Origin of the sequence: Streptomyces aurantiogriseus (assembly GCF_014649375.1) — a bacterium.
Classification (GTDB): domain Bacteria; phylum Actinomycetota; class Actinomycetes; order Streptomycetales; family Streptomycetaceae; genus Streptomyces; species Streptomyces aurantiogriseus.
In genome coordinates, this window is the sequence record NZ_BMSX01000019.1 from 31,375 (window position 1) to 53,832 (window position 22,458).

General features: G+C 69.8%; 19 protein-coding genes and 2 pseudogenes. 10 read left to right on the forward strand and 11 right to left on the reverse strand.

Annotated features, from left to right (window positions below; translation table 11 throughout):
- Positions 1-326: 326 nt before the first annotated feature.
- The 5 genes from IE263_RS33425 (at position 327) to moaA (ending at position 6,463) form a co-directional block, all read left to right on the forward strand.
- Positions 327-965 carry a (2Fe-2S)-binding protein gene (locus tag IE263_RS33425; RefSeq protein WP_189941635.1) on the forward strand — a complete coding sequence of 213 codons (639 nt, stop codon included), beginning with the start codon at positions 327-329 and terminating at the stop codon, positions 963-965.
- A gap of 10 nt (positions 966-975) precedes the next feature.
- Positions 976-1,956, forward strand: coding sequence for an FAD binding domain-containing protein (locus tag IE263_RS33430; protein WP_189941637.1), 981 nt, complete (start codon positions 976-978; stop codon positions 1,954-1,956).
- A complete protein-coding gene (locus IE263_RS33435) occupies positions 1,953-4,145 on the forward strand; it encodes a xanthine dehydrogenase family protein molybdopterin-binding subunit (RefSeq protein WP_189941638.1) in 2,193 nt (730 codons plus the stop codon). Before IE263_RS33430 ends, IE263_RS33435 begins: the two co-directional genes overlap by 4 nt.
- Before the next feature lie 147 nt (positions 4,146-4,292).
- Positions 4,293-5,438, forward strand: a complete 1,146-nt coding sequence (locus IE263_RS33440; RefSeq protein ID WP_189941640.1) for an XdhC family protein — start codon at positions 4,293-4,295, stop codon at positions 5,436-5,438.
- A 35-nt stretch (positions 5,439-5,473) separates the two neighbouring features.
- Positions 5,474-6,463, forward strand: coding sequence for a GTP 3',8-cyclase MoaA (gene moaA / locus IE263_RS33445; RefSeq protein WP_189941642.1), 990 nt, complete (start codon positions 5,474-5,476; stop codon positions 6,461-6,463).
- A gap of 288 nt (positions 6,464-6,751) precedes the next feature.
- Here the strand turns inward: moaA and IE263_RS33450 are convergent, their stop codons facing one another.
- Complete coding sequence (locus IE263_RS33450) at positions 6,752-7,366, reverse strand: TetR/AcrR family transcriptional regulator (protein ID WP_189941644.1); 615 nt, start codon at positions 7,364-7,366, stop codon at positions 6,752-6,754.
- A gap of 99 nt (positions 7,367-7,465) precedes the next feature.
- Between IE263_RS33450 and IE263_RS33455 the strand changes: the two genes are divergently transcribed.
- Positions 7,466-8,404, forward strand: coding sequence for an aldo/keto reductase (locus IE263_RS33455; protein WP_189941646.1), 939 nt, complete (start codon positions 7,466-7,468; stop codon positions 8,402-8,404).
- 170 nt (positions 8,405-8,574) lie between these two features.
- Here the strand turns inward: IE263_RS33455 and IE263_RS33460 are convergent, their stop codons facing one another.
- Entirely contained in the window at positions 8,575-9,456 is an 882-nt protein-coding gene (locus tag IE263_RS33460) for a helix-turn-helix domain-containing protein (RefSeq protein WP_189941648.1), read from the reverse strand.
- A gap of 295 nt (positions 9,457-9,751) precedes the next feature.
- Between IE263_RS33460 and IE263_RS33465 the strand changes: the two genes are divergently transcribed.
- The gene (locus IE263_RS33465; RefSeq protein WP_189941650.1) at positions 9,752-10,417 is read left to right on the forward strand and encodes an SDR family NAD(P)-dependent oxidoreductase; all 666 of its coding nucleotides are present in this window, start codon (positions 9,752-9,754) and stop codon (positions 10,415-10,417) included.
- Between the two features lie 203 nt (positions 10,418-10,620).
- Positions 10,621-10,968, forward strand: coding sequence for a cyclophilin-like fold protein (locus tag IE263_RS33470; RefSeq protein ID WP_229911307.1), 348 nt, complete (start codon positions 10,621-10,623; stop codon positions 10,966-10,968).
- Between the two features lie 172 nt (positions 10,969-11,140).
- Here the strand turns inward: IE263_RS33470 and IE263_RS33475 are convergent, their stop codons facing one another.
- From IE263_RS33475 to IE263_RS50140, 3 genes and pseudogenes are all read right to left on the reverse strand, one after another.
- Entirely contained in the window at positions 11,141-12,577 is a 1,437-nt protein-coding gene (locus IE263_RS33475) for a carboxylesterase/lipase family protein (protein WP_189941654.1), read from the reverse strand.
- Positions 12,578-12,590: 13 nt separating this feature from the next.
- Positions 12,591-13,358, reverse strand: a complete 768-nt coding sequence (locus IE263_RS33480) for an SDR family NAD(P)-dependent oxidoreductase (protein WP_189941656.1) — start codon at positions 13,356-13,358, stop codon at positions 12,591-12,593.
- Between the two features lie 62 nt (positions 13,359-13,420).
- Positions 13,421-13,606: pseudogene (locus IE263_RS50140) on the reverse strand (hypothetical protein); the annotation flags it as partial.
- Between the two features lie 185 nt (positions 13,607-13,791).
- Between IE263_RS50140 and IE263_RS33485 the strand changes: the two are divergent.
- Entirely contained in the window at positions 13,792-14,214 is a 423-nt protein-coding gene (locus IE263_RS33485) for a DUF6069 family protein (protein ID WP_189941658.1), read from the forward strand.
- Positions 14,215-14,325: 111 nt separating this feature from the next.
- Here IE263_RS33485 and IE263_RS33490 read toward each other — a convergent pair whose 3' ends face one another.
- From IE263_RS33490 to IE263_RS33505, 4 genes are all read right to left on the reverse strand, one after another.
- Positions 14,326-15,297 (reverse strand): ABC transporter substrate-binding protein, encoded by a 972-nt coding sequence (locus tag IE263_RS33490; protein ID WP_189941659.1) that lies wholly within the window; start codon positions 15,295-15,297, stop codon positions 14,326-14,328.
- Between the two features lie 62 nt (positions 15,298-15,359).
- Entirely contained in the window at positions 15,360-16,298 is a 939-nt protein-coding gene (locus IE263_RS33495) for a formylglycine-generating enzyme family protein (protein WP_506005110.1), read from the reverse strand.
- Positions 16,247-18,607 (reverse strand): arylsulfatase, encoded by a 2,361-nt coding sequence (locus IE263_RS33500; RefSeq protein WP_189941663.1) that lies wholly within the window; start codon positions 18,605-18,607, stop codon positions 16,247-16,249. The genes IE263_RS33495 and IE263_RS33500 overlap by 52 nt, the downstream gene beginning before the upstream one ends.
- 233 nt (positions 18,608-18,840) lie before the next feature.
- Positions 18,841-19,722, reverse strand: coding sequence for a LysR family transcriptional regulator (locus IE263_RS33505; protein WP_189941665.1), 882 nt, complete (start codon positions 19,720-19,722; stop codon positions 18,841-18,843).
- Between the two features lie 118 nt (positions 19,723-19,840).
- Between IE263_RS33505 and IE263_RS33510 the strand changes: the two are divergent.
- A pseudogene (locus IE263_RS33510) lies at positions 19,841-20,149 on the forward strand (substrate-binding domain-containing protein); the annotation flags it as partial.
- Here the strand turns inward: IE263_RS33510 and tal are convergent.
- Positions 20,127-21,308, reverse strand: a complete 1,182-nt coding sequence (gene tal / locus IE263_RS33515; protein WP_189941667.1) for a transaldolase — start codon at positions 21,306-21,308, stop codon at positions 20,127-20,129. The pseudogene IE263_RS33510 and the gene tal sit on opposite strands and share 23 nt — an antisense overlap.
- Before the next feature lie 24 nt (positions 21,309-21,332).
- Positions 21,333-22,457 carry a substrate-binding domain-containing protein gene (locus IE263_RS33520; RefSeq protein ID WP_189941889.1) on the reverse strand — a complete coding sequence of 375 codons (1,125 nt, stop codon included), beginning with the start codon at positions 22,455-22,457 and terminating at the stop codon, positions 21,333-21,335.
- Position 22,458: the final 1 nt, after the last annotated feature.

The following is a 22,458-nucleotide window of genomic DNA, read 5'->3' on the forward strand; positions in this document are numbered from 1 at the left end:
ACGCGACCCGGACGAGGCCGTCCGGTTCCTGCGCGGTGCCGTGGAGCTGGGCTTCAACTTCGAGGGGCGGGTGACTTGTCATGCTCTCGAAAGGCCGCTCGCTTACCACGCACTCGCGGTCGAGAAATCCAAGGGAATGTCAAGGGAAAGCAAGGGGGGATAAAACTCTCCCTGTCATGGATGGTGTCGGTGGTGCAAGACTTCCCGCGTGATCAGCCGCCTTTTCGAGGCGAGCGGTCACCCTGTTTCCCGCGGTGGCGTTGATCCCGTGCCTTGTCTCCCGCTGGTGTACACGACTGATCCGTCCGTGATGCAAAGGCGTATGCATGTCCTCTGAACTCCCTGAATCTGCTGTCCCTCCCCCCACCGGAGCCAGTGAGTCCACCTCCGGGCCCAGCCGGCGCACCTTCATCGCCACCAGCACCGCGGTGGGCGGTGTCGTGGTGGCTGGAGGAACGTTCCTCGCCGGCTCCGAGGAGGCGACCGCCGCTGGGGCCGCACCCTCCACCCGTGTCTCCCTGACGGTCAACGGCACCCGTCGGACCGTGACGGTGGACAACCGGACCTCGCTGCTGGACCTGCTGCGTGAGCACCTTGACCTGACCGGCTCCAAGAAGGGCTGCAACGCCGGGGCCTGCGGGGCGTGCACGGTGCTGGTCGACGGGCAGCGGGTCAACTCCTGCCTGACGCTTGCCGTGCGGCTGGAGGGCGCCGAGGTCACCACGATCGAGGGCCTGGCCAAGGGCGACGAACTGCATCCGCTGCAGCAGGCATTCATCGACGAGGACGCCTTCCAGTGCGGGTACTGCACTCCGGGCCAGATCATGTCCGGCGTCGGATGCATCCAGGAGGGCCACACCAACTCGCCGGAGGAGATCCGGGAGTACATGAGCGGCAACGTCTGTCGCTGTGGCTGCTACGTCAAGATCGTGCGCGCGGTCGAGCAGACCGCCGCCCGGAAGTAAGGAGCGGCCCGTGTATCCCTTCGCCTACACCCGCGTGAACAGTGTCCGGGAAGCCCTGGACGCCGGCAGGCGCGGCGGCCGTTACATCGCCGGCGGCACCACCCTCGTCGACCTGATGCGCGAGACCGTCGAAACCCCCGAGACGGTGGTCGACATCAGCGCGCTGCCCCTGCGTGACATCACCGCCACCGCGGGCGGGGGCATCCGCATCGGCGCCCTGGTCCCGATGTCCGTGGCCACCGCCGACCCCAAGCTGAACTCCCTCTACCCGGTGGCCGCCCAGGCGCTGCGGGGCGCCTCGGCCCAGCTGCGGAACATGGCCACCATCGGCGGCAACATCATGCAGCGCACCCGCTGCACGTACTTCCGTGACGTGACCGCCGACTGCAACAAGCGCGACCCCGGCTCCGGTTGTGCCGCGCTGCACGGCTACAACCGCGGCCACGCGATCCTCGGCGGCTCCGATCACTGCGTGGCCGTTCACGCCTCCGACTTCGCCGTCGCCCTCACCGCCCTGGAGGCGACCGTCCACCTGCAGGCCCCGGACGGCAAGGAGCGCAGCCTCCCCTTCGCCGACTTCCTGCTCCGCCCCGGCAGCACCCCGCAGCGCGAACAGAACATCCGGCAGGGCGAGTTGATCACGGCGGTCGAGATCCCGGCGCTCCCGCGTCCGCTCAAGTCGGCCTACCTGAAGATCCGCGACCGGCAGTCCTACTCGTTCGGGCTTGCTTCGGCGGCCGTCGCGCTGCATGTACGCGGCGGCGTGATCCGCGAGGCGAAGGTCGCCGCCGGCGGTGTGGCCACCGTGCCGTGGAAGCTGTCCGCCGTCGAGCGAGCCCTGATCGGCGAGCGCCCCTCGGACCGGCTGTGGGCCGAGGCTGCCAGTCACGCGGTCGACGGCGCTCGCCCCCTCCAGCACAACCGATTCAAGGTCGAGCTCCTGAAGCGAACCGTCGAACGCCAGCTGCGCACCGTAGGAGAGATGGAATGAGCCCCCAGCCGCAGGCAGCCGTAGGTGCGCCGCTGTCCCGCGTGGACGGCCGGCTCAAGGTCACCGGCAAGGCGGAGTACGCCGCCGAGCACGACATCAAGGGTGCCGTGCACGCCGTCATGGTCGACGCGAGCATCGGCCGCGGCCGGATCACCTCCATCGACACACGCTCCGCCGAGAAACACGCGGGCGTGCTGCGGGTGATCCACCACGGCAACGCGCCGAAGCTGCCGTACCGCGACAACGCCGGCTCCAACAACCCGCCCGGGCGCAGGCTGCGGGTCTTCCAGGACGACCGGGTGCTTTTCCACGGTCAGCCGGTCGCCGTGGTGGTGGCCACCACGCTGGAGGCCGCCCAGCACGGGGCGAGCCTGGTCAAGGTCCGCTACGACGCCGAAAAGCCTTCGACCGACCTCACCAAGGCCGAACCGGGCGAGCCGACGCCCTATGCGCGCGGGGACGCGGAGGCCGGTCTGGCTGCCTCGGCGGTGCGGCTGGACCTGAAGTACGAACTGGCCCGCAACCACCACAACCCGATGGAGCCGCACGCCACCGTCGCCCGCTGGGAGGGCAACCGGCTCACGGTGTGGGACAAGACGCAGTGGGTGATGGGCACGCACGACGAGATCGCGGCGGTCTTCGACCTCCCGGCGGACGCGGTGCGCGTCATCAACCCGTTCGTCGGCGGCGGCTTCGGCAGCGGCCTGCGCTGCTGGCCGCACACGATCGTCGCCGCGCTGGCCGCGCGGGTGACGCGCCGCCCGGTGAAGCTGGTGCTGTCGCGCAAGCAGATGTACTTCGGCACCGGATTCCGGCCGGCCTACGAGTACCGGCTGCGCCTCGGCAGCGACCGGCGCGGCCGGCTGAACGCCGCGATCCACGACATCGACCACGAGACCTCGTCGTACGAGACGTTCTTCGAGGCCGCCCTGGGCACGGGCCAGATGATGTACAGCATGCCCAACGTCCGACAGGCGTACCGGCAGGTGCCGTTGGACGTGAACACCCCGATCTGGATGCGCGGGCCCGGCTTCGCCACCGGAGCGTTCGTGATCGAGTCGGCCATGGACGAGCTCGCGCACGAGCTCGGCATCGATCCGATCGAGCTGCGCCGGCGCAACGAACCGGCCGAGGACGAGTCGACGAACGAGCCGTTCTCCACCCGGCGACTGAGCGAGTGCTACACGGTCGGCGCCCGCGAGTTCGGCTGGAACCGCCGCAACCCCGAGCCGCGCTCCACACGGGAGGGGAACCTGCTGATCGGCCTGGGCATGGCCGCCGGGGCCTACGACTGCGGGCGCTTTCCCGCGCAGGCCAGGGCGCGCCTGGATGCCGACGGCACGGCGGTCGTGGAGGCGGCCACCACCGACATGGGGCCGGGCACGTACACGTCCCAGACGCAGGTGGCCGCGGACGCCCTTGGGTTGACCATGCGCACGGTCACGTTCCGGCTGGGTGACTCGGAGTATCCGTTCACCTCGCCGCACGGCGGTTCGGCGACCATGGCCAGTGTCGGCTCGGCTGTCGTCGACGCCTGCAACAAGGTGCGGCAGCAGGCGATCAAGCTGGCCGTGGAGGACCGGGAGTCGCCACTGTACGGCGTGAACGCGGACGACGTGGTCGTGCGCAACGGCCGACTGCACGTGCGGAACGACACGGTGCGCGGTGAGACGTACAAGAGCCTGCTGGCCCGCAACGACCGCTCCCACCTGGAGGCGAACGGTTCTTACCAGGGGCCTGGGTCCGAGCGGTCCGCCTACTTCGCCTACAGCGCGACCTTCGCCGAGGTCTCGGTGGACGCGGACCTGGGGCTGGTGCGGGTGCGGAGGATGCTCGGCGTGTACGACGCGGGGCGGATCATCAGCCCCAAGCTCGCCGAGAGCCAGGCCTTCGGCGGGATTGTCGGCGGCATCGGCCAGGCGCTGTTGGAGCACACGGTCACCGACCACCGCGACGGGCGGATCGTGAACGCCAGCCTCGCCGACTATCTCGTGCCCGTGAACGCCGACGTCCCCGAGATCAAGGCGATCTACCTCGATGGCGAGGACAACGCCGGCAACCTGCTGGGCGTCAAGGGGCTCGGCGAGGTCGTCCAGGTGGGCGTGGCGGCCGCGATCGGCAACGCCGTCTTCAACGCCACTGGCCGACGGATCCGCCAACTGCCCATCACCGCTGAGGCGTTGCTCTGACGACACCGCCTCCATGGACGGGTCCGGCAGCCGAACCCCCGTACGGCTGCCGGACCTCCCCGGGCCGCCGCCGCGCCTGCGCCCCAGTCGACGCGGCGGCGGCCCGACCCACCTTCTGCGACAGCGACCGTCCGTTCTGGAGACCCCATGCTGAACATCGCGGACACACTGCACCGCTGGTGCCGCGAGGAACGCCCCTTCGCCCTGGCCACCATCGTCGACGTCACTGGCAGCGCACCCCTGCCCATCGGTACGTCGGTGGCGGTGGACGAGGGCGGCAACGCCGTCGGCAGTATCTCCGGCGGCTGCGTCGAGGGCGCGGTGTACGAGCTGTGCCGGCAGGTGCTGCACGACCAAGGGCCCGCTCAGCGGGCCTGGTTCGGCTACTCCGACGACGACGCCTTCGCCGTCGGCCTGACCTGCGGCGGTGAACTCGACGTCCTCGTCCAGCGCATCGACCCCGCCGCCCAGCCGCATCTCGGCGCGGCGCTCGCCGAGGCGGTCGAGGGCCGGCCCGCCGCCGTCGCCCAGGTCGTCGACGGCTCCCTTGTCGGCGCCACTTTGAGCGTGCTCGGCGACAGTTGGATCGCCGACCGCACGCTCGGCGACGGGCCGACCGGCCGGGCGGTGGCGGACCGGGCCACCGCCCAACTGCGCACCGGACGGACCGCACTCCTCTCCCTCGGCGGGGACGCCGACACCTGCCCCGAGAAGCTCTCCGTCCTCGTCCATGCGGCCGCCCCCCGCCCCCGCATGCTGATCTTCGGCGCCGTCGACTTCGCCGCCGCGCTCAGCCAGGCCGGTCGCTTCCTGGGCTATCACGTCACCGTGTGCGACGCCCGCCCCGTCTTCGCCACCGAAGCCCGCTTCCCGCACGCCGACGAGGTGGTCGTCGACTGGCCCCACCGCTACCTGTCGAAGACGGCCGTGGACGCCCGTACCGCCGTCTGCGTCCTCACCCACGACGCCAAGTTCGACATCCCCCTGCTCCAGCTCGCCCTCGACCTGCCCGTCGGCTACGTCGGAGCCATGGGCTCCCGGCGCACCCACAGCGAACGCCTCCGCCGCCTGCGCGAAGTCGGCGTCACCGAGGAGCAGTTGGCCAGGCTGCGCTCCCCGATCGGCCTCGACCTCGGTGCCCACACCCCCGAGGAGACGGCCGTCTCCATCACCGCCGAGATCATCGCCCACGCCAACCGGAGCACCGGCCTGCCCCTGACCCGGGTCACCGGCCCGATTCACCGCCTTTCCGGTGCTGCTTCGGACATTCATACGGTGTGCGATCTTCTGTGACATTCCTTTGAAGGCGTGAGCGGAACAGGAAACACATGCTCATCGACACCTACGGCCGAGTGGCCACCGACCTGAGGGTCTCGCTGACCGACCGGTGCAATCTGCGGTGCACGTACTGCATGCCCGAGGAGGGTTTGCAGTGGCTGGCCAAGCCCGACCTGCTCACGGACGACGAGATCGTCCGCCTGATCGACATCGCCGTCACCTCTCTGGGTATCGAGGAGGTCCGCTTCACGGGCGGTGAGCCGCTGCTGCGCCCCGGTCTGGTCGGCATCGTGGAGCGGGTGGCGGCCCTGGAGCCCCGCCCCCGGATGTCCCTGACGACCAACGGGATCGGCCTGAGGCGCACCGCGCCCGCGTTGAAGGCGGCGGGCCTGGACCGGGTCAACGTCTCCCTGGACACCTTGCGCCCTGACGTCTTCAAGACGCTCACCCGCCGGGACCGCCACAAGGATGTCCTGGAGGGCCTGTACGCCGCCCGCGAGGCGGGCCTGACCCCGATGAAGGTGAACTCGGTCCTGATGCCGGGCCTGAACGACGACGAGGCCCCCGACCTTCTGGCCTGGGCGGTGGAGCACGACTACGAACTGCGCTTCATCGAGCAGATGCCCCTGGACGCCCAGCACGGCTGGAAGCGCGACGGCATGATCACCGCCGGCGACATCCTGGCCTCCCTGCGCACGCGGTTCGAGCTGACCCCGGAGGGCGCGGACAAGCGCGGCTCGGCTCCTGCGGAGCGCTGGCTCGTCGACGGAGGCCCGCACCGGGTCGGCGTCATCGCCTCGGTCACCCGCCCGTTCTGCGCGGCCTGCGACCGCACCCGCCTCACGGCCGACGGCCAGATACGCACCTGCCTGTTCGCCCGTGGGGAGACCGACCTGCGCGCGGCCCTGCGCTCGGGCGCCCCGGACGAGGAGATCGCGCGCATCTGGCGGCTGGCGATGTGGGGCAAGAAGGCGGGAGCGGGCCTGGACGACCCGTCCTTCGTCCAGCCGGACCGACCGATGTCCGCGATCGGAGGCTAAACGATTCGGTCCCAGGAGGAGTGGCTGCCCGCGACCGCCGTCCCAGGTGTCACCTTCGGGGACGGACGCGGCGCCGGCATGGTGCGAAGGGGCCTCGAACGCGGTGCGGTGAGCGGGCGGCAGCGTCGGCCGGGTTGCGGCACGGTGAGGACGTGCCCCCCCCTGGCTGACGCATCCGTGGCCCATCACGGCCGGGTCGCTGCTGCTGGTCCACGCCGCCGTCGCGGGTAGGGTGCGGCCTTACCTCAGCAAGTGTCTTGATCCTTCCCTTCCGGGCGAAGTCTTCTCTCAGGAGTCAGCGGCTGCGGGGGCCGTATCACTGGCGGTGGTGGGGAACAGGCGCTGGACGGCGGCGACGATGGCCGCCCGGCGGGCCGCCAGGAAGGCGTCGCGTTCCTCGCCGACGGGAGTGAGGCCGGTCCGGCCGACCCACGACAAGGCCAGCTGGCTGACGAACACCAGGATGTCCTCGGGCTCCCACGCGGGATCGAGGTGGCCGGCGTCCTGCGCGTTGCGCAGCTGCTCGATCTTGCGGCGTAGGGACTCCTGCAGCGGGTCATCGGGGGGAGTTTCCCCGGCCGGCAGCTCCAGTTGGCCCCACATCATCAGCCGGTGGCGTTCGGGATGGTGGATGGCGTGGTCATGTATGCGGCCGGCGTAGCCCGGAAGGTCGGTGGGATCCAGCTGGACGGCTTCGGCCATGGCCGCGAGTTCCCGTCCGGCGACGAACCGGTAGAGCTCCTCCTTGCTGCGGAAGTACGCGTACACGCGTTCTTTGCCGGTTCGGGCCGCCTTGGCTATCCGCTCGACCCGTGCTCCCGCGATGCCGTAGCGGGCGAACTCGGCGGTGGCCGCGGCAATGATGCGATCGCTGGTGGGGTCGCTGCTGCTACGGGGGGACATGCGATCAGCTTACCTAACCGAACCGTTCGGTTTTGCTTAGGCCACCGACTCGCTGTACGTTCGAACCGAACCGTTCGGTCTGACATAAGGGAGCACCTCATGCAGCAGCGCATTCTGGGCCGACAGGGCCTGACCGTCTCCGAGATCGGCTACGGCGCGATGGGCACCGCCTTCGGCTACGGCCCCTCGGAGGACACCGCGTCGATCACCGCGATCCGCCGCGCCCACGAGCTCGGCGTGACCCACTTCGACACCGCGGAGATGTACGGCTGGGGAGAGGGCGAGAAGCTGCTCGGCCACGCCCTCGCACCGATCCGCGACGAGGTGACCATCGCGACCAAGTTCGGTCTCACCCCGACCTTCGCTCCGAACTCGCGGCCGGAGCACATCCGGGAGGTCGTCGAGAACAGCCTCCGCAACCTGAACGTCGACGTGATCGACGTGCTCTACCAGCACGGCCCCGACCCCAGCGTCCCGATCGAGGACGTGGTGGGCGTGATGAAGGAGTTCGTCGACGCCGGCAAGGTCAGGTACCTCGGCCTGTCCAACACCGACGCCGAGTCCATCCGCCGCGCCCACGCGGTGCACCCGATCTCGGTCCTGCAACACGAGTACTCGATCTTCGCCCACGACTCCGAGCAGTTCTTCCCGGTGCTGGAGGAACTCGGCATCGGGCTCGTCGCCTACTCCCCGCTCGCCCGCGGCTTCCTGAGCGGCGCCGTCAAGCCCCGCGACCACTACGACGCCGGCGACATCCGCCAGATGATTCCCTGGTGGGCCCCGGAGAACTTCGACCAGAACCTCTCCATCGTCAACCAGCTCACCAAGCTCGCCGAGAGCAAGGGCGTCACCCTGTCGCAGCTCGCCCTGGCCTGGCTGCTGGCGAAGAAGGACTACATCGTCCCGATCCCGGGCTCGCGCAGCCCCGAGCGTGTCGCGCAGAACATCGCCGCCGCCGACCTTGAGCTGACCGCCGACGACCTCGCCCGCATCGCCGAGATCGCACCCGACGGCGGCATCGGCGGACGAGGTATGTGACACCCACACCCGCTCACCGGAGCCCGCCGACCGGTACGGGCAGGCAACCCGCACACGGTGGCTCAGGGGGGCTTCGCTGTGCTGGGGGGCGCGTCGATCACGACGGCCTCGTCTCCTGGCAGGGCACATCGCGCCGTCCGTCTGCCGTTCGACAGGTGTGGTTCCCGTGGTCAGGTGAGAGGGGAAGAGGCCGGCAGATTCTGGTCGGCGGCCCAGGAGGCGAGGATGCGCAGCCGTTCGTGGGTGGGGGTGCCGGGTTCGGCGGTCCAGACGGTGAGGTGCTGGTCGGGGTCGGTGTTGGCGGTGAGGGTGTCCCAGTCCAGGACGAGTTCGCCGACGACCGGGTGGTTGAGGGTTTTGGTGCCCACGGTGCGGGCCGCGACGCGGTGGTCGCCCCACCATTGGGCGAACTGCTTGTCACGCAGGGACAGTTCACCGACCAGCTCGATGAGGCGGGGGTCCTCGGGATACTTCGCGGCTTCCATCCGCAACTGCGCCACAGCGAGCCGCGCGGAGGTCTCCCAGTCGGCGTACAGGGTGCGCATGGCCGGATCCGTGAAGCTGATCCGAGGGTAGTTGCGGTGCTTCTCCGGGATCCGGGAGAAGTCGGTGACCAGCGCGGCCGCCAGCGCGTTCCAGGCCAGGATGTCCCCGCGCCTACCCTGCACGATGGCCGGGGTGGCGGTGAGGTCGTCCAGGACCCGCTGCAGCTGCGCCTGGACCTTCTGCCGTCCGCGGCTGCGGGCGCGGGGGGTGGTCTTGCCGGCGAGCTGGAAGAGATAGCCGCGTTCGTCGTCGTCGAGATGGAGCACCCGGGCGAGGACGTCCAGCACGGGCGCGGACGCCTGCATGCGGCCCTGTTCGAGACGCGTGTAGTAGTCGGTGCTGATGCTGGCGAGCTGGGCGACCTCTTCGCGGCGCAGCCCGGCGACCCGGCGGGGTCTGCCGGTGTCGGGCAGTCCGACGGTGAGCGGGCTCAGCTCGGCGCGGCGCTTCTTGAGGAATTCTCCCAGCTCGTTGAGGGGAACATTGCCGGTCATGCCGCTCAGCATGACACCGAACGCACCTGAGGAAGGAGGGAGAGTTTCTACCCAGGATGTCTCCCTCCCCGGATGTCTTTCTCCGCTTTTCGCTCTTGCCTCGGCGTGTGAGGCTCGACATGGAGCAGCTGTTGCGTGACCCCCGGCTGCGGCACGTGACCCCCCTCGCACCGAAGGAAGCCCACCCATGCGCGGAGCATTTTGTCCACGCTTCTCTCACGTCGGCCTGCGCGGCGGTTCCGAGCGCCGCGCCATCAAGGTCCTCCTCAAGCCCTGAGCGGAGCCCCTCCGCCCATAAGGACACACCATGACCACCTTCGCCCTCGTCGGCGCCGGCCCCGGCCTCGGGCTCGCCATCGCCCGCCGCTTCGGAACCGCCGGCCACGCCGTTGCCCTCATCTCCCGCAGCGCCGAGAACTTGGACGGGCTGACCGCCGAGCTGGCCCGCGACGGCATCCAGGCGCGGGGCTTCACCGCCGACGTCCTCGACATCGAGTCACTGGACGCAGCCCTGTACTCGGCCACGAAGGCCCTGGGGCCGATCGAGATCCTCCAGTACAGCCCCGTGCCCCGCGCCGACTTCATGAAGCCGGTCCTCGACACCAGTGCCGACGACCTCGACGCACCGCTCGCCTTCTCCGTGAAGGGCCCGGTCACGGCGGTGAACGCCGTCCTGCCCGGCATGCGCGAACTCGGCCGCGGCACCCTGCTGTTCGTCAACGGAGGCAGCGCCGTACGCCCCCACCCCGACCGGGCCGGCACCTCGATCGCCTTCGCCGCCGAGAGCGCCTACGCCCGCATGCTCCACGACGCCCTCGCCCCGGAGAACATCCACGCCGCCCAGCTGATCATCCCCGGAGCCATCCACCCCGACGCCGAGCACAGCAGCCCCGAGATCCTGGCCCGGCGCCTGTACGACATCCACCACAAGCGCGACGGCTTCCGCCACTACGCCGAACCCCTGCCCGACTGAATCCCCAGGACGATGCCGTGACCTCGACCACCCGTTCCCGCCTTGCCCGCGCCGTCCCGGCCGCCTTACTGGTTGCAGTGACCGCCTGTACCGACGAGGCGCCCCCGTCCCCGTCTTCCCCGTCCTCGTCCTCCGCTTCCGCGTCACAGCGAACGCCGACTGCCCCGATCCCAGTCTCACCGTCTGCTGACAAGGACACCGCCGTGAACCTCCGGCTCACCATCGACGGCCACCCTGTCGACGCCACCCTGAACGACAGCGCCACCGCTCGCGACTTCGCCGCCCTGCTCCCGCTCACGCTGAACCTGAGCGACTTCCACCAGACGGAGAAGATCGCTGATCTACCCCGTCGGCTGTCCACCTCCGGCGCCCCGGACGCCGCCGAAGCCAAACCCGGTGACCTGGCGTATTACGCGCCCTGGGGCAACCTGGCCCTCTTCTACCGAGGCAGCGGCTCCAGCGACACCGGCCTGATCATCCTCGGCCGCGTGAACGGCGACACCGAGCATCTCGCCACGGCCACCAAGGTCACCATCGAAGCCGCCTCCTGACCCGGCCCACTCTCCAAGGGAGGAAAACACCCGGCGGGCCCGACCCCTTCCTGAGCGTCGGCCGGTGCCGCGAGGATGCTGGGCAGCGCGAAGGCTGCCGCGGCTGCGAGGAGGACGTGTGCGAGACGTTGGAGCACCGGGACTTCCTTCCTGTACGAGGGTGAGACCGCGGTCAGGCCGACCAGAGGGCGCGGACCTGGCGCAGGGGGTCGTCCTCGGCGTGGGGGTCGGCGGACCAGACCATCGCCGTGCGCTCGTCCGCCGAGTAGCGCGGCCACTCCTTGCCCGGGTCCTGGTCCCGTACGAAGGCGACCCAGGCCCGGTGCACGGCGTGTGCGAGGGCCTGCGGGGGCGTGGTCCCGGTCGCTGCGGTGACGCCCTCGGCATCAAGCAGGTCGAAGGCGAACGGCAGGTCCAGGCAGTGGAAGGCCGCCCCGTTCACCGGCGAGGTCCACCTGAACTCGTAGAGCCAGGTGGGGCGTTCGAGCTGGGCGCGGGCGTCGGCGACGGCCAGGGCCGGGGCGCGGAAGGTGGCGTCGGTCAGGGCCTGGCCGAAGTACGCGTCCGGTGTCAGGTGCTCGTAGTCCTCCGTCCGCGCGGGGTCCAGGCCGAGAAAGGCGAGGAGCGCGGGCAGCGGCGGCACTTCCGGCAGGTCCGGCAGCACGTTGAACTCGTGCGCGGTACAGCCCAGCAGAAGCGGTACGTCGGCCCCGGCGTCGCCTTCGGTGAGAGCCGTGAAGGCGGGTTCCGGAATCAACGCGCCGTCGGCGAACGGCGCGAGGGTCTGCATCGGCGGCAGTCCCTCGCGGTCCGGCCCCGGCTCGAGAAGCCGGTTCCGCAGGTCGAACAGGTCGTCGGCGTCGAGGCCGCGCAGCGCGTCGGCCGTGGCCGGTACTCCAGTGCGGGCGGTGAGCAGGCGCGCGGCGGCCCGAGCGACGTCGGGTCCGTCCGGGCGCATCAGGATGCCGGACGCGGAGATCGCGCCGCGGAACAGCCCGCGTGCGGCGGGGACGGCGAGCAGGGTCTGCACGGCACCGCCACCCGCGGACTGACCGGCGATCGTGACCTTGGCCGGGTCGCCGCCGAACCCGGCGATGTTGTCGCGGACCCACTCCAGGGCGGCGATCCAGTCCCGCACGCCCCGGTTGTCCGGGGCGTCGTCGAGATGCAGGAAGCCCTCGATGCCGAGCCGGTAGCCGACGGAGACCAGGACCACGCCATCCCGGTTGAAGGCGGACCCGTCGTACCAGGGGCTGGCCGCGGACCCGGCGACGTACCCGCCGCCGTGGATCCAGACGAGGACCGGCAGGAGTGCCTCGGGGGCGGTGTCCGGGGTGAAGACGTTGAGGTTGAGAACCCCGTCGCCGAGGACGGTGGGTTCCGGGACGGTGGTGACCTCGGTGACAGGGCGGCGCTGGGCCGTCGGCCCGTACGTGGTCGCGTCGAGTGGCTCGGTCCACGGCTCGGGCGGGACGGGCGCGGCGAACCGCAGCTCGCCGACGGGCGGCCGGGCGTACGGGATACCGAGGAAGCGAAGGCTGCCGTCCGCTCGGCGCTCGCCGCGGACCGGTCCGTGAGCAGTGGTGACCTGGGGATACGTCGTGTGCATGGAGTTGCTCATGTCAGACGGCGACCCAGCCGTCGTCGACGGGGAGGACGGCGCCGTTGACGAAGGAGGCGGCGTCAGAGGCCAGGAACACAATGGCGGCGGCCAGTTCCTCCGCCGACCCTCGTCGGCCGATGTTGGCGCCGATCAACTGGCCTATGACGGTGGGTCCGTGAGCCTCCTGACGGGCGTCCACCCGGACGTTGGTCGCGGTGGGACCAGGGGCGACGGCGTTGGCGCGGATACCCTGCCCCCGGTACATGACGGCCAGGTTCTTCACCAGGCCGACGATGCCGTGCTTGGAGGCGGTGTAGGCGGCGCCTGCCGCGCTGCCGCGCAGGCCGGCCTCGGAGGCGGTGAAGACGATCGAACCGCGTCCCGCGGCCAGCATGTGGGGCAGGACCGCACGGGTCAGCAGGAACGGTGCCGTCAGATTAATCCGGATGACGCGCTCCCACTCGGCGTCGTCGGTCTCGCCGAGCGCGGACATACGGTCCATGATGCCGGCGTTGTTCACCAGGACGTCCAGGCGGCCGAAGGCTCCGACGGCCCGCTCGACGACTTCGTCCGCCACCTGCTGAGCGCTCAGATCACCGACGACCGCGAGGGCGACTCCCCCGGCCGCCTCGATCTCCTTGACGGTCTCCTCGGCGCCCGCCCGGTCGAGATCCGCGACCAGGACCTTCGCGCCTTCCTGTGCGAACTTCAGGGCCGTGGCCCTGCCGATCCCTGACGCGGCCCCGGTGACGACGACGCCCTGGCCTTCAAGACCCGTACTGATCATGTGGTGCACCTTCTCTGTGTGAACTGTCTGCGGTCCCGCCGTGACCCTGTCTGCGGCGCCGGTCAGGTCTTCAACCGCCAGACGCTCCCTTCGCCGTTGGCCGACAGGAGGAGGGAGCCGTCCGGGGCGGTGGCGAGGCCGGCGAACGGGCGGGGTGAGCCCGTCATGCCGTGGGTGAACAGCGCGGGTTCGGTTCGGGGAGCGGTGCCCGGGGGCTGTCCGACCGGCAGGTCCTCGGCACATCCTCGGCCTGCGCCTGAACGACTGGACCGCCCTGCTGGCCTTCGCAGCTGCCGTCACCTACCTCGTGTCTGCGACACGACGCGCGGCCGACAGGCGTGGCGACGTCGCCGCCGGCCATGTCCTTCTGCGCGTGAATGCCAGCAGCGGTCCCAAGAGCTGACCGAGTTCCCCTTCACCATCTGGAGTTGCCATGTCCCCAGTCTCTGAGACGCTTTCTTCACCTCGGGGTCCGCTCGTGGTGGCGGGAGGTGTGTTCGTCGCCTTCGTGCTGTCCTCTTCGGTGAACGCGTTGATCGCTGTGCTGGCGCACATGCTGGGTGCGCCCGAGGACTTCGACCCGTTGAAGCCCTCGTCGTATGCCTTCCTGACGGCGCTGGGAGTGCTGGCGGGATCGGTCGGATGGGCTCTCGTCCGCAGGTTCTCCCGCGATCCCGAACGGTTGCTCCGCCGACTCGTCCCGTCGGTGGTCGTGTTGTCCTTCGTTCCGGACTTCTTCCTGTTCGAGGAGGGCGAGGTGACCGGTGTGGTGGCGCTGCTCGCGATGCATGTCGTGGTCGCGGTGATCGCGGTGCAGGCGTACCGCAGGGTCATGCCACTGAGCTCCGCACGGTGACCCCGAGCCCAGGACACGCCCGGTCGTTGGCGGGGACCACAACCAGTTCCTGCCTGGGTCGGGATCGCTCACAGCGTGGCGATCCTCGGTTCCTCGGTCTTCGGGGCGTCTTTACCCGAGCCAGGCCTTGACCTTGTCAGGGTTCGCCTCGACCCACTTCTTCGCCGCCTTTTCCGGTGTCATCTTGTCGACCGCGATGTACTTGGCGACGGTGTTCTGGTCGTCGTTGGTCCACGTGAAGTTCTTCACCAGGTCGTAGGCCGGGCTGCCGGATTTCGCGAACCGGGTGCTGACGATCTTGTCGAGGTCGAACACGGGGTAGTCGCAGGCGACCTTCGCCGGGTCAGCGTCGCAGCCCGCCGTGTGCTTGGGCAGCTCGACGTGGACCAGCGGCACCTCCGAGAAGAACCACTGTGGCTCGTAGAAGTAGCCGATCACCCACTTCTTGTTCTGCTCGGCGTCCCGGAAGGCCTGGATCAGCGCGGTCTCGCTGCCCGCGTACACCACCTTGAAGTTCAGTTTCAGGTTCTTGACCAGGGACTCGTCGTTGGTCTGGTACGACGGGTCGCCGTCGAGGAGCTGGCCCTTGCTGCCCGACTCGGAGGTCTTGAAGTTCGAGGCGTACTTGTCGAGGTTCTTCCAGTTGGTGATGTCCGGGTACTTCTTCGCGATCCACGGGGGGATGTACCAGCCGATGATTCCCTTGTTGCCGGTCGGGCCGAGGTCGACGGCGGTCTTCTGCTCGGTGATGTACTTCTTCTTCAGGTCGTCGTGGCCCCAGTTCTCCAGGATGACGTCGACCTCGCCCGTCTCGAACCCCTGCCAGCCGATCTCCGCCTTCAGGTCCTTCTCGACCACCTTGCAGCCGAGTTCCTTCTCCGCGACGTAGGCGACGACCGCCGCATTGGCCTCGTAGCCCACCCAAGGGCTGACCGCGAGGTTGAAGGTGCCGCACTTGCCCGAACTGCCGCCCGCCGCGGCGGAGTCGCCGCCGACCTTCGCCCCACCGCAGGCGGTCAGGGTGAGACCGAGTACGGCCATCCCCGCCGCGCCGGGACGCCACCTTCTTGCTCGTTTCGCCATGGTCCTGCTCCTTGTGCGCCGGGCGCGTCGCGCCGTTGTCCGGGTGATGGGGTCGAAAGGGGTCACGTCATGTCCGAGGCGCACCGGAATCCCACGTTGCCGGTTGCCGAGTCCGGGAACAGGCCCTGCCGCGCGGCGACCCGGTAGCGGCGGCAGTAGGACGCGTGGCACAGGTAGGAGCCGCCCTTGGTGACGCGCTGCTGTCCGCCGAGGGCAGGGGAGAACGGGTCCTCGCACCATTCCCAGACGTTGCCGGTGGCGTTGTACAGGCCGAAGCCGCCCGGCTCGAAGGCGTCGACCGGACAGGTGCCGTACCAGCCATCGGCTGTCGGGTGCCGGTTCGGGAAGTCGCCCTGCCACACGTTCATCCGGGGGCGGCCTCCCGGCTCGAACTCGTCGCCCCAGGGGAACACCTTCGCGTGCAGTCCTCCTCGGGCGGCGCGTTCCCATTCCGCCTCGGTGGGCAGGCGTTTGCCGGCCCAGGCGCAGTAGGCGCGGGCGTCGTCCCAGTCGACATGGACGACCGGATGATCCGCCCGGTCCTCCCAGGTGGAGTGGGGTCCGTCGGGACGGCGCCAGTCGGCGCCCTCCACCTGTCGCCACCAGGGTGCGCCCACCACGCTCCGGGTCGGCGGGAAGTCGTCCGGGAGCAGACCGGCGAAGACGAACGACCAGCCGATCCGCTCGGCGGAGGTGCGGTACCCGGTGTCGGCGGCGAAGCGCGCGAACTGTGCGTTGGACACCGTGCAGGCGTCGATCCAGAACGCGTCGACGTACACCGTGCGCACCGGGCCTTCCCCGTCGGCCGGACAGGCGAGCGCGTCCTCGCTGCCCATGAGGAACTGGCCGGCGGGGACGGCCACCATGCCCTCGGCCGTTGCCCGGTGGACGGCGGACGGCTGAGGCGCCGCTCGGTCCGCGGCCCGGCCGCCGGACGGCGTGCAGCAGCTCACTGTGCCCCCATGACGCGCCGGTGCAGTCCGCCGTCGAACTCGGACGATTCGGGGCTTTCGGCGTCCAGGTCGATGCGCACCGTGTGAAGGGTCCCGGTGAACTCGTTGTCGACCACGGGGTAGTCGTCGGTCACCGGTGTGCCCAGGTCCACCCCGACGTCGAGCGTCTCGTCGAAGGAGAAGTAGTACGGAATGGTCTGCCCGACCCGTCCAGTTGCGTGCTTCTCACCGTCCACCAGGAGCACGGCGGTCCCGCCTTTGCCGAGTCCTCCGCCGTCGTAGTCGAACTCGAGCCGTATCTCGTGCCGTCCCGGTGCCAGGGGCTCGTTGCCGCGCACGGTGTACAGGTTCATGCCGAAGTAGTTGTAGGCGTAGGCCGGCCTGCCCTCGGTGAAGTACAGGGTCCAGCCGCCGAACCGGCCGCCCTGCGCGATGATCACGCCCTCGGCCGCCGTTCCCGGCAGGTCGACGTCCGCGGTGATGCTGTGCGAGCGGTTCTTGACGTTGAGTGTGGTCTCCTCGGTGAACCGCCGCATTCCCGCGCGGTAGGTGATGGACGTCCGGTCGCCGAGCAGATCGATGCGGCCGGCCACGGCGGGGTTCTCCCGCTCGGTGACCCGGTCGTCGAGGGGGAAGACCTGGTACTTCGCCGCCTCGATCAGGAACAGGTCCTGCAACCGGCGCAGCTTCTCGGGGTGTTCGGCGGCGAGGTCGTGGGCCTGGCTCCAGTCGTGGTTCACGTCGTAGAGCTCCCAGACGTCGTCGGCGAACCTCCGGTCCTTGTCCGGCACCATCTCCCAGGGGATGCCGTGCCGGGTGACCGCCATCCAGCCGTCGTGGTAGATGCCCCGGTTGCCGCACATCTCGAAGTATTGGGTACGGCGGTGCTCGGGCGCCTGGGGGTCGGCGAGCGTCCGCTGCATACTCGTCCCCTCGATGGGCTGCTGCGGCACCCCGTCCACGCTGAACGGCGCCGGGACGCCCACGCAGTCCAGGATCGTCGGCAGGACGTCGATCACGTGCGAGAACTGGTGACGCAGCCCGCCGCGCTCGGGGACTCCACGCGGCCAGTGCAGGATCATGCCGTCCCGGGTGCCGCCGAAGTGCGAGGCCACCTGCTTGGTCCACTGGTAAGGAGTGTTCAGCGCCAGCGCCCATCCCGCCGGGGCGATCGGGTAGCTGAGCGGGCCGCCGATCTCGTCGAGGTGGTCGATCATCTCGTCCGGGTCGTCCACCACGCCGTGCCCCAGCCGGTGCTCGACGATCGTCCCTTCGATGCCGCCCTCACCCGAGGCACCGTTGTCACCCAGGATGTAGAGGAAGAGGGTGTCGTCCAGTACGCCGAGTTCCTCCAGCGCGTCGACGAACCTGCCGACCTGGACGTCGGCGTGTTCGGTGAACCCGGCGAACGTCTCCATGAACCTGGCCGCCAGCCGGCGCTGGTTGTCGGTGAGTTCGTCCCAGTGGGGAACGCCCTCGGCCCAAGGCGCGAGTTCCGCCTCCGGGGGCACGACGCCGAGGTCCTTCTGCCGCCGCAGGGTCACTTCGCGCTGCCGGTCCCAGCCGTCGTCGAACCGTCCACGGTACTTCTCCTGCCACTCGCGGCCGACGTGCAGCGGAGCGTGCGCGGCACCCAGCGCCAGGTAGGTGAAGAACGGCCGGTCCGGAGTCAGCGTGCGCTGGGTGCGCACCCAGTCGATGGCGTGGTCGACGAGGTCCTCGGACAGGTGGTAGCCGTCCTCGGGCCGGCGATCCGGCTCGACCGGGGTGGTGCCCTGGTACAGCAGCGGGTACCAGTGGTTCATCTCGGCACCCATGAACCCGTAGAAGGTGTCGAACCCCTCCCCCGTCGGCCATCGGTCGAACGGCCCCACCGCGCTGATCTCCCGCGGGGGCGTCTGATGCCACTTACCGAAGGCGGCCGTGCTGTAGCCGTTGCCCTGCAGGATCTGCGCCATGGTCGCCGCGCTGCGCGGCCGGAACCCGTTGTATCCGGGGGCCGCGGTGGTCATCTCGGTGGTACCGCCCATGCCGACCGAGTGGTGGTTGCGCCCGGTCAGCAGGGCCTGCCGGGTCGGCGAGCACAGGGCCGTCACGTGAAAGCGGGTGTAGCGCAGCCCCTTGTCCGCGAGTCGTTCTGCGGCCGGCATCTCGCACGGTCCGCCGAACGCGCTGGAGGTGCCGAAGCCGAGGTCGTCGACGAGCACGATGACCACGTTCGGTGCGCCGTCGGGCGGAGGGACCGGGCCGACGGGGGTGAAGGCGGTGTCCTGGTCGTGGACGTCCATCGCGGTCGTCAGCGGCCGGCGGGTATCCGGCCGCGGAAGTATGTGCCGTCCCGCGTCGAACTCAGTCATGTATTTCTCCGATTCGGTGCCCGGCGGGGAAATATCACACCTTCTTAGCGCGGCCGAATTACCGGCGTAATACAGCTGCTCTTCAGCAGCTCCGGAAACGCCCCTGCCTGCGATGCAGTCAAAGTGTCAGTCGTCGCCCACGCCGGTCAACAAGGCGCCTTGAGTTCTCGTGAACCGGTTTTGAATGAAGCCGATAGAAATCTTCTATACCTGCAGGGGGCGTCAGTCCGGGGTCAGTCCTGGGCGGGTGAGGACGCCAGGTCCACGAACGCCTGGGCGGCGGGGGACAGCGGGCCCGACCTCCAGACCAGCCGGCCGTGGCGCAGCAGCCGCGGACGATGGGAGAGCATCCGGGCCCCGCGCAGCGCGGCGTCCCGGGCCATGGAGGCGGGCAGCAGGGCGGCGCCGACGCCCGAGAGGACCAGCGGCACGATCATCGCGCGGTGCGCGGTCTCGACCGCGATCCGCGGTGCTACGCCCAGCGCGGTGCAGACGTCGTCCACCGCCGCCCGGGTTTCGGTGCCCGGCGGTGTCACGATCAGGTCCAGCGCGGCGAGTTCACGCGAGGTGATGGTGTCGCCTGCCGGATGCGGGTGGTCCGCGGGCAGCACGACGTGCATCTCCTGCTGCGGCAGGTCGATCCCGCGGAGGTCCGCCGTGGTCACCGAGGCGTCCACCAGACCGAGTTCGCACTGCCCGGCCGCGACCATCTGCGGCACGGCAGGTCCCTGCTCCGGGTCGACCACGCGCACGGAGACCTTCGGATGCGCGCGGTGGAAGCGCCCCAGCATGTGAGCCAGCGGGTCGACCGAGAGGGTTGTCTGCGAAACGATGTCGAGTCGGCCGCCGCTGAGCCCGAGGACTTCCCGGACCAGGGAACTGGCCGTGGACAGGTCGCGCAGGACCTGCTGGGCCGGCCGGACCAGCGCCTCGCCTGCTGCGGTGAGGGCGACGCCGTGCGGGAGACGGTGAAAGAGTTTTCCGCCGAATTCGCGTTCCAGGGACCGGATCGCATGCGACAGCGAGGGCTGTGCCACATGGAGCGCAATGGCCGCGGCTGTGAATCCGCCGTGCTCGACCACGGCGATGAAATATTCCAGCTGGCGTCGTTCCATCGTGTCTCCGTCGGGTCTCCGCGCATCCCGGGGCCACCGCACGGCCCGGTCACGCGAGTGAGGGGAACAGTGTCACCCGGCCCAACCGCGTCGGTGAGCCTTGCCCCGCAGTCGGCACTCCGGGAGGCTGCGCCGCGACGGACATCTGCACGCGCTGCGCGCCCACGGCGTGCCCTGCTCCGGGGAACTGGATGTCCCCGGCCCGTTCACCCGCGTCTCGGGCTACCAGCGCACCCGGGAGGCACTGGACGCCGGCCTGGCCTTCACGGCGGTGTTCGCGGGCACCGACATGGTGGCGGCCGGCGCGCCGGCCGCCCTGCGCGAGGCCGGTCTCGACGTCCCCGGCGACATCTCGCTCGTGGGCTTCGACGACCTCCCCTTCGCCGCCGACCTCAGCCCCGCGCTCACCACGGTCCGCGTGCCCTACGCGGGACGTCACCGGTCACGGCCGGACGCCGTCTCGGCGGGGCCGGGCGCTGCGGACGGTGTTCAAGGGTGTCCCAGGAGTGCTGGAACTTGTGGATGCCCTCCGTCTCCAGGGCTTGTACGACACCGGCGTACGAGATGCCCAGCTTCTCCACGGCGTCGAGGTCGGCGCGGGCCTGTTCGTAGGTGCCGGCTATGGAGTTGCCGATGATCTCCCCGTGGTCGGCGACGGCTTCCAGGGTGGCCTCCGGCATGGTGTTCACGGTGTTCGGCGCCACGAGGTCGTCGACGTACAGGGTGTCCTTGTACGCCGCGTCCTTCACACCGGTCGACGCCCACAGCGGACGCTGCTTGCCGGCACCCACGCTCTCCAGTGCGCTCCAGCGGTCGGAGGGCGGCGTCGACCCGTCGGCGGAGCCGAACACCTCCTCGTACGCCTGGTAGGCGAGGCGGGCGTTGGCGACGGCGGCCCTGCCGCGCAGTGCCTTGGCCTCCGGGGTGCCCAGGGCGTCCAGCCGCTTGTCGATCTCGGTGTCGACACGGGAGACGAAGAAGGACGCCACCGAGTGGATCCGGGAGAGATCGAGGCCCTTGTCGCGTGCCTTCTCGAGGCCGGAGAGGTACGCGTTCATGACCTCGCGGTAGCGTTCCAGCGAGAAGATGAGCGTGACGTTGACGCTGATCCCGAGAGCGACGACCTCGGTGATGGCCGGCAGGCCTGCCCTCGTGGCCGGAATCTTGATCAGGATGTTGGGGCGGTCGATCAACCAGGCAAGGTGTTTGGCCTCGGCGATCGTCGCGTCCGTGCCGTGGGCGAGACGGGGGTCGACCTCGATGGAGACCCAGCCGTCCCGGCCACTGGTGGCGTCGTGGACCGGGCGCAGGATGTCGGCGGCGTCGCGTACGTCCGCCGCGGTGATCGTTCGGACGGCCTCGGCGACCGTCACCCCACGCAGAGCCATGTCGTGGAGTTGGTCGGCGTAGTCGCCACCGTCACCGATCGCCTGCTGGAAGATCGTGGGGTTGGTGGTGACGCCCACCACGTGGTGCCGTGCCACGAGTTCGGTGAGGTTGCCCGACGTGATCCGCTTGCGGGAGAGGTCGTCCAGCCAGATCACGACAACTTCGTCGGCAAGGCGCTTGAGCGAGTTGTCCTTCATAGGAGGTGCCTCTTCTGCCTCAGGTTACTTTCCCCAGAGCTTCCGGTACGCCTCGCGGTATCCCTTGGGGTCCCAGGAGGACTTGCCGCCGCTGTTGTCGGCCGTGGTGATGTGGACCGGAGCGACGTAGCCGCTGGCGGGCGTGCCGGCGAAGGCGCGGTTGAATTCGTCGACGATCTGCCAGCCCTGCTCGGACAGCGGCTCGGGAACCGTCGCCGCCTGGAACTGCTTGCTGTTGATGCGCTGGAAGGCGGACGGGTCGCCGTCACCCGCGCCGATGTTGAACGGGGCTCCGTTGCCCTGCTTGCCCGCCGCGCGCAGCGATGGGGCGGCGTCGGCGAAGTAGAGGTCGTTGATGGCCACGGAGTTGGTCCACTTCGTGCCGTGGCGGGACAGCAGGGCGGACACCTCTTGCGGGGTGCGGTTGCTGGCGTCGGCGATGGGGATGTTGGACGTCGTCAGGACCTTGACGTCGGAGCAGGTGGCGAGTTCCTTCTCGATCAGGTCGGACTTGCCCTTGGCGAACGGGATGGAGGCGTCGGTGAAGACCACCACGCCCGCCCGGCCGTTGGACTGGCTGATGACCCAGTCGGCGCTGATCTTCGCGACGTCCTGCACCCTCGTGGTGACGTTGCTGAACAGTTTCGGGTCCGTGCTGGGGCCGGGGGCGTCCACGGCGTGCCAGCCGATGAGCGGGATGCCGGCGGCGTTGGCCTGAGCTACCTGCTGGGCGGTCGACTTGGGGTCGAAGCCGGACAGGACGATGCCGTCGGGCTTGATGGCGACGGCCTGGCTGAGCGCGGCCTGGATGCCGGCCGGAGTGCCCTGGCCGTCGATGATCCGCACCTTCCAGCCGATGGCCTCGGCGGCCTCCTTGACCCCCTCGGCAGCGCCGGCGACTCCCGGGTTGGTCATGCTCTGGGCGACGTAGACGATGGTCTTGGCGGGGACTGCCCTGGGGCCTGTGGTCGGGCCGTTCCAGGGGGCGTTGACGTCCTCGGCCGCCTTGACCGCCTTCTTGGCCTCGGCGAGGACGGCGGGGCAGCCGGCCTTCGCGTTGCTGACGGTGGTGGCGCTGTCGGCCTCCGAGCCGCGGGTGCAGCCTGCGGCGAGGGCGGTGACCAGGGCGACGGCTGCCGTGGTTCTCATG

What these genes read in the sequence shown, in the direction of transcription:
- IE263_RS33425 (WP_189941635.1), top strand. Translation starts at nt 327, where the DNA reads ATGTCCTCTGAACTCCCTGAATCTGCTGTCCCTCCCCCCACCGGAGCC.
- IE263_RS33435 (WP_189941638.1), top strand. Translation starts at nt 1,953, where the DNA reads ATGAGCCCCCAGCCGCAGGCAGCCGTAGGTGCGCCGCTGTCCCGCGTG.
- IE263_RS33440 (WP_189941640.1), top strand. Translation starts at nt 4,293, where the DNA reads ATGCTGAACATCGCGGACACACTGCACCGCTGGTGCCGCGAGGAACGC.
- moaA (WP_189941642.1), top strand. Translation starts at nt 5,474, where the DNA reads ATGCTCATCGACACCTACGGCCGAGTGGCCACCGACCTGAGGGTCTCG.
- IE263_RS33450 (WP_189941644.1), bottom strand. Translation starts at nt 7,366, where the DNA reads ATGTCCCCCCGTAGCAGCAGCGACCCCACCAGCGATCGCATCATTGCC.
- IE263_RS33455 (WP_189941646.1), top strand. Translation starts at nt 7,466, where the DNA reads ATGCAGCAGCGCATTCTGGGCCGACAGGGCCTGACCGTCTCCGAGATC.
- IE263_RS33460 (WP_189941648.1), bottom strand. Translation starts at nt 9,456, where the DNA reads ATGCTGAGCGGCATGACCGGCAATGTTCCCCTCAACGAGCTGGGAGAA.
- IE263_RS33465 (WP_189941650.1), top strand. Translation starts at nt 9,752, where the DNA reads ATGACCACCTTCGCCCTCGTCGGCGCCGGCCCCGGCCTCGGGCTCGCC.
- IE263_RS33475 (WP_189941654.1), bottom strand. Translation starts at nt 12,577, where the DNA reads ATGCACACGACGTATCCCCAGGTCACCACTGCTCACGGACCGGTCCGC.
- IE263_RS33480 (WP_189941656.1), bottom strand. Translation starts at nt 13,358, where the DNA reads ATGATCAGTACGGGTCTTGAAGGCCAGGGCGTCGTCGTCACCGGGGCC.
- IE263_RS33485 (WP_189941658.1), top strand. Translation starts at nt 13,792, where the DNA reads ATGTCCCCAGTCTCTGAGACGCTTTCTTCACCTCGGGGTCCGCTCGTG.
- IE263_RS33490 (WP_189941659.1), bottom strand. Translation starts at nt 15,297, where the DNA reads ATGGCGAAACGAGCAAGAAGGTGGCGTCCCGGCGCGGCGGGGATGGCC.
- IE263_RS33500 (WP_189941663.1), bottom strand. Translation starts at nt 18,607, where the DNA reads ATGACTGAGTTCGACGCGGGACGGCACATACTTCCGCGGCCGGATACC.
- IE263_RS33505 (WP_189941665.1), bottom strand. Translation starts at nt 19,722, where the DNA reads ATGGAACGACGCCAGCTGGAATATTTCATCGCCGTGGTCGAGCACGGC.
- tal (WP_189941667.1), bottom strand. Translation starts at nt 21,308, where the DNA reads ATGAAGGACAACTCGCTCAAGCGCCTTGCCGACGAAGTTGTCGTGATC.
- IE263_RS33520 (WP_189941889.1), bottom strand. Translation starts at nt 22,457, where the DNA reads ATGAGAACCACGGCAGCCGTCGCCCTGGTCACCGCCCTCGCCGCAGGC.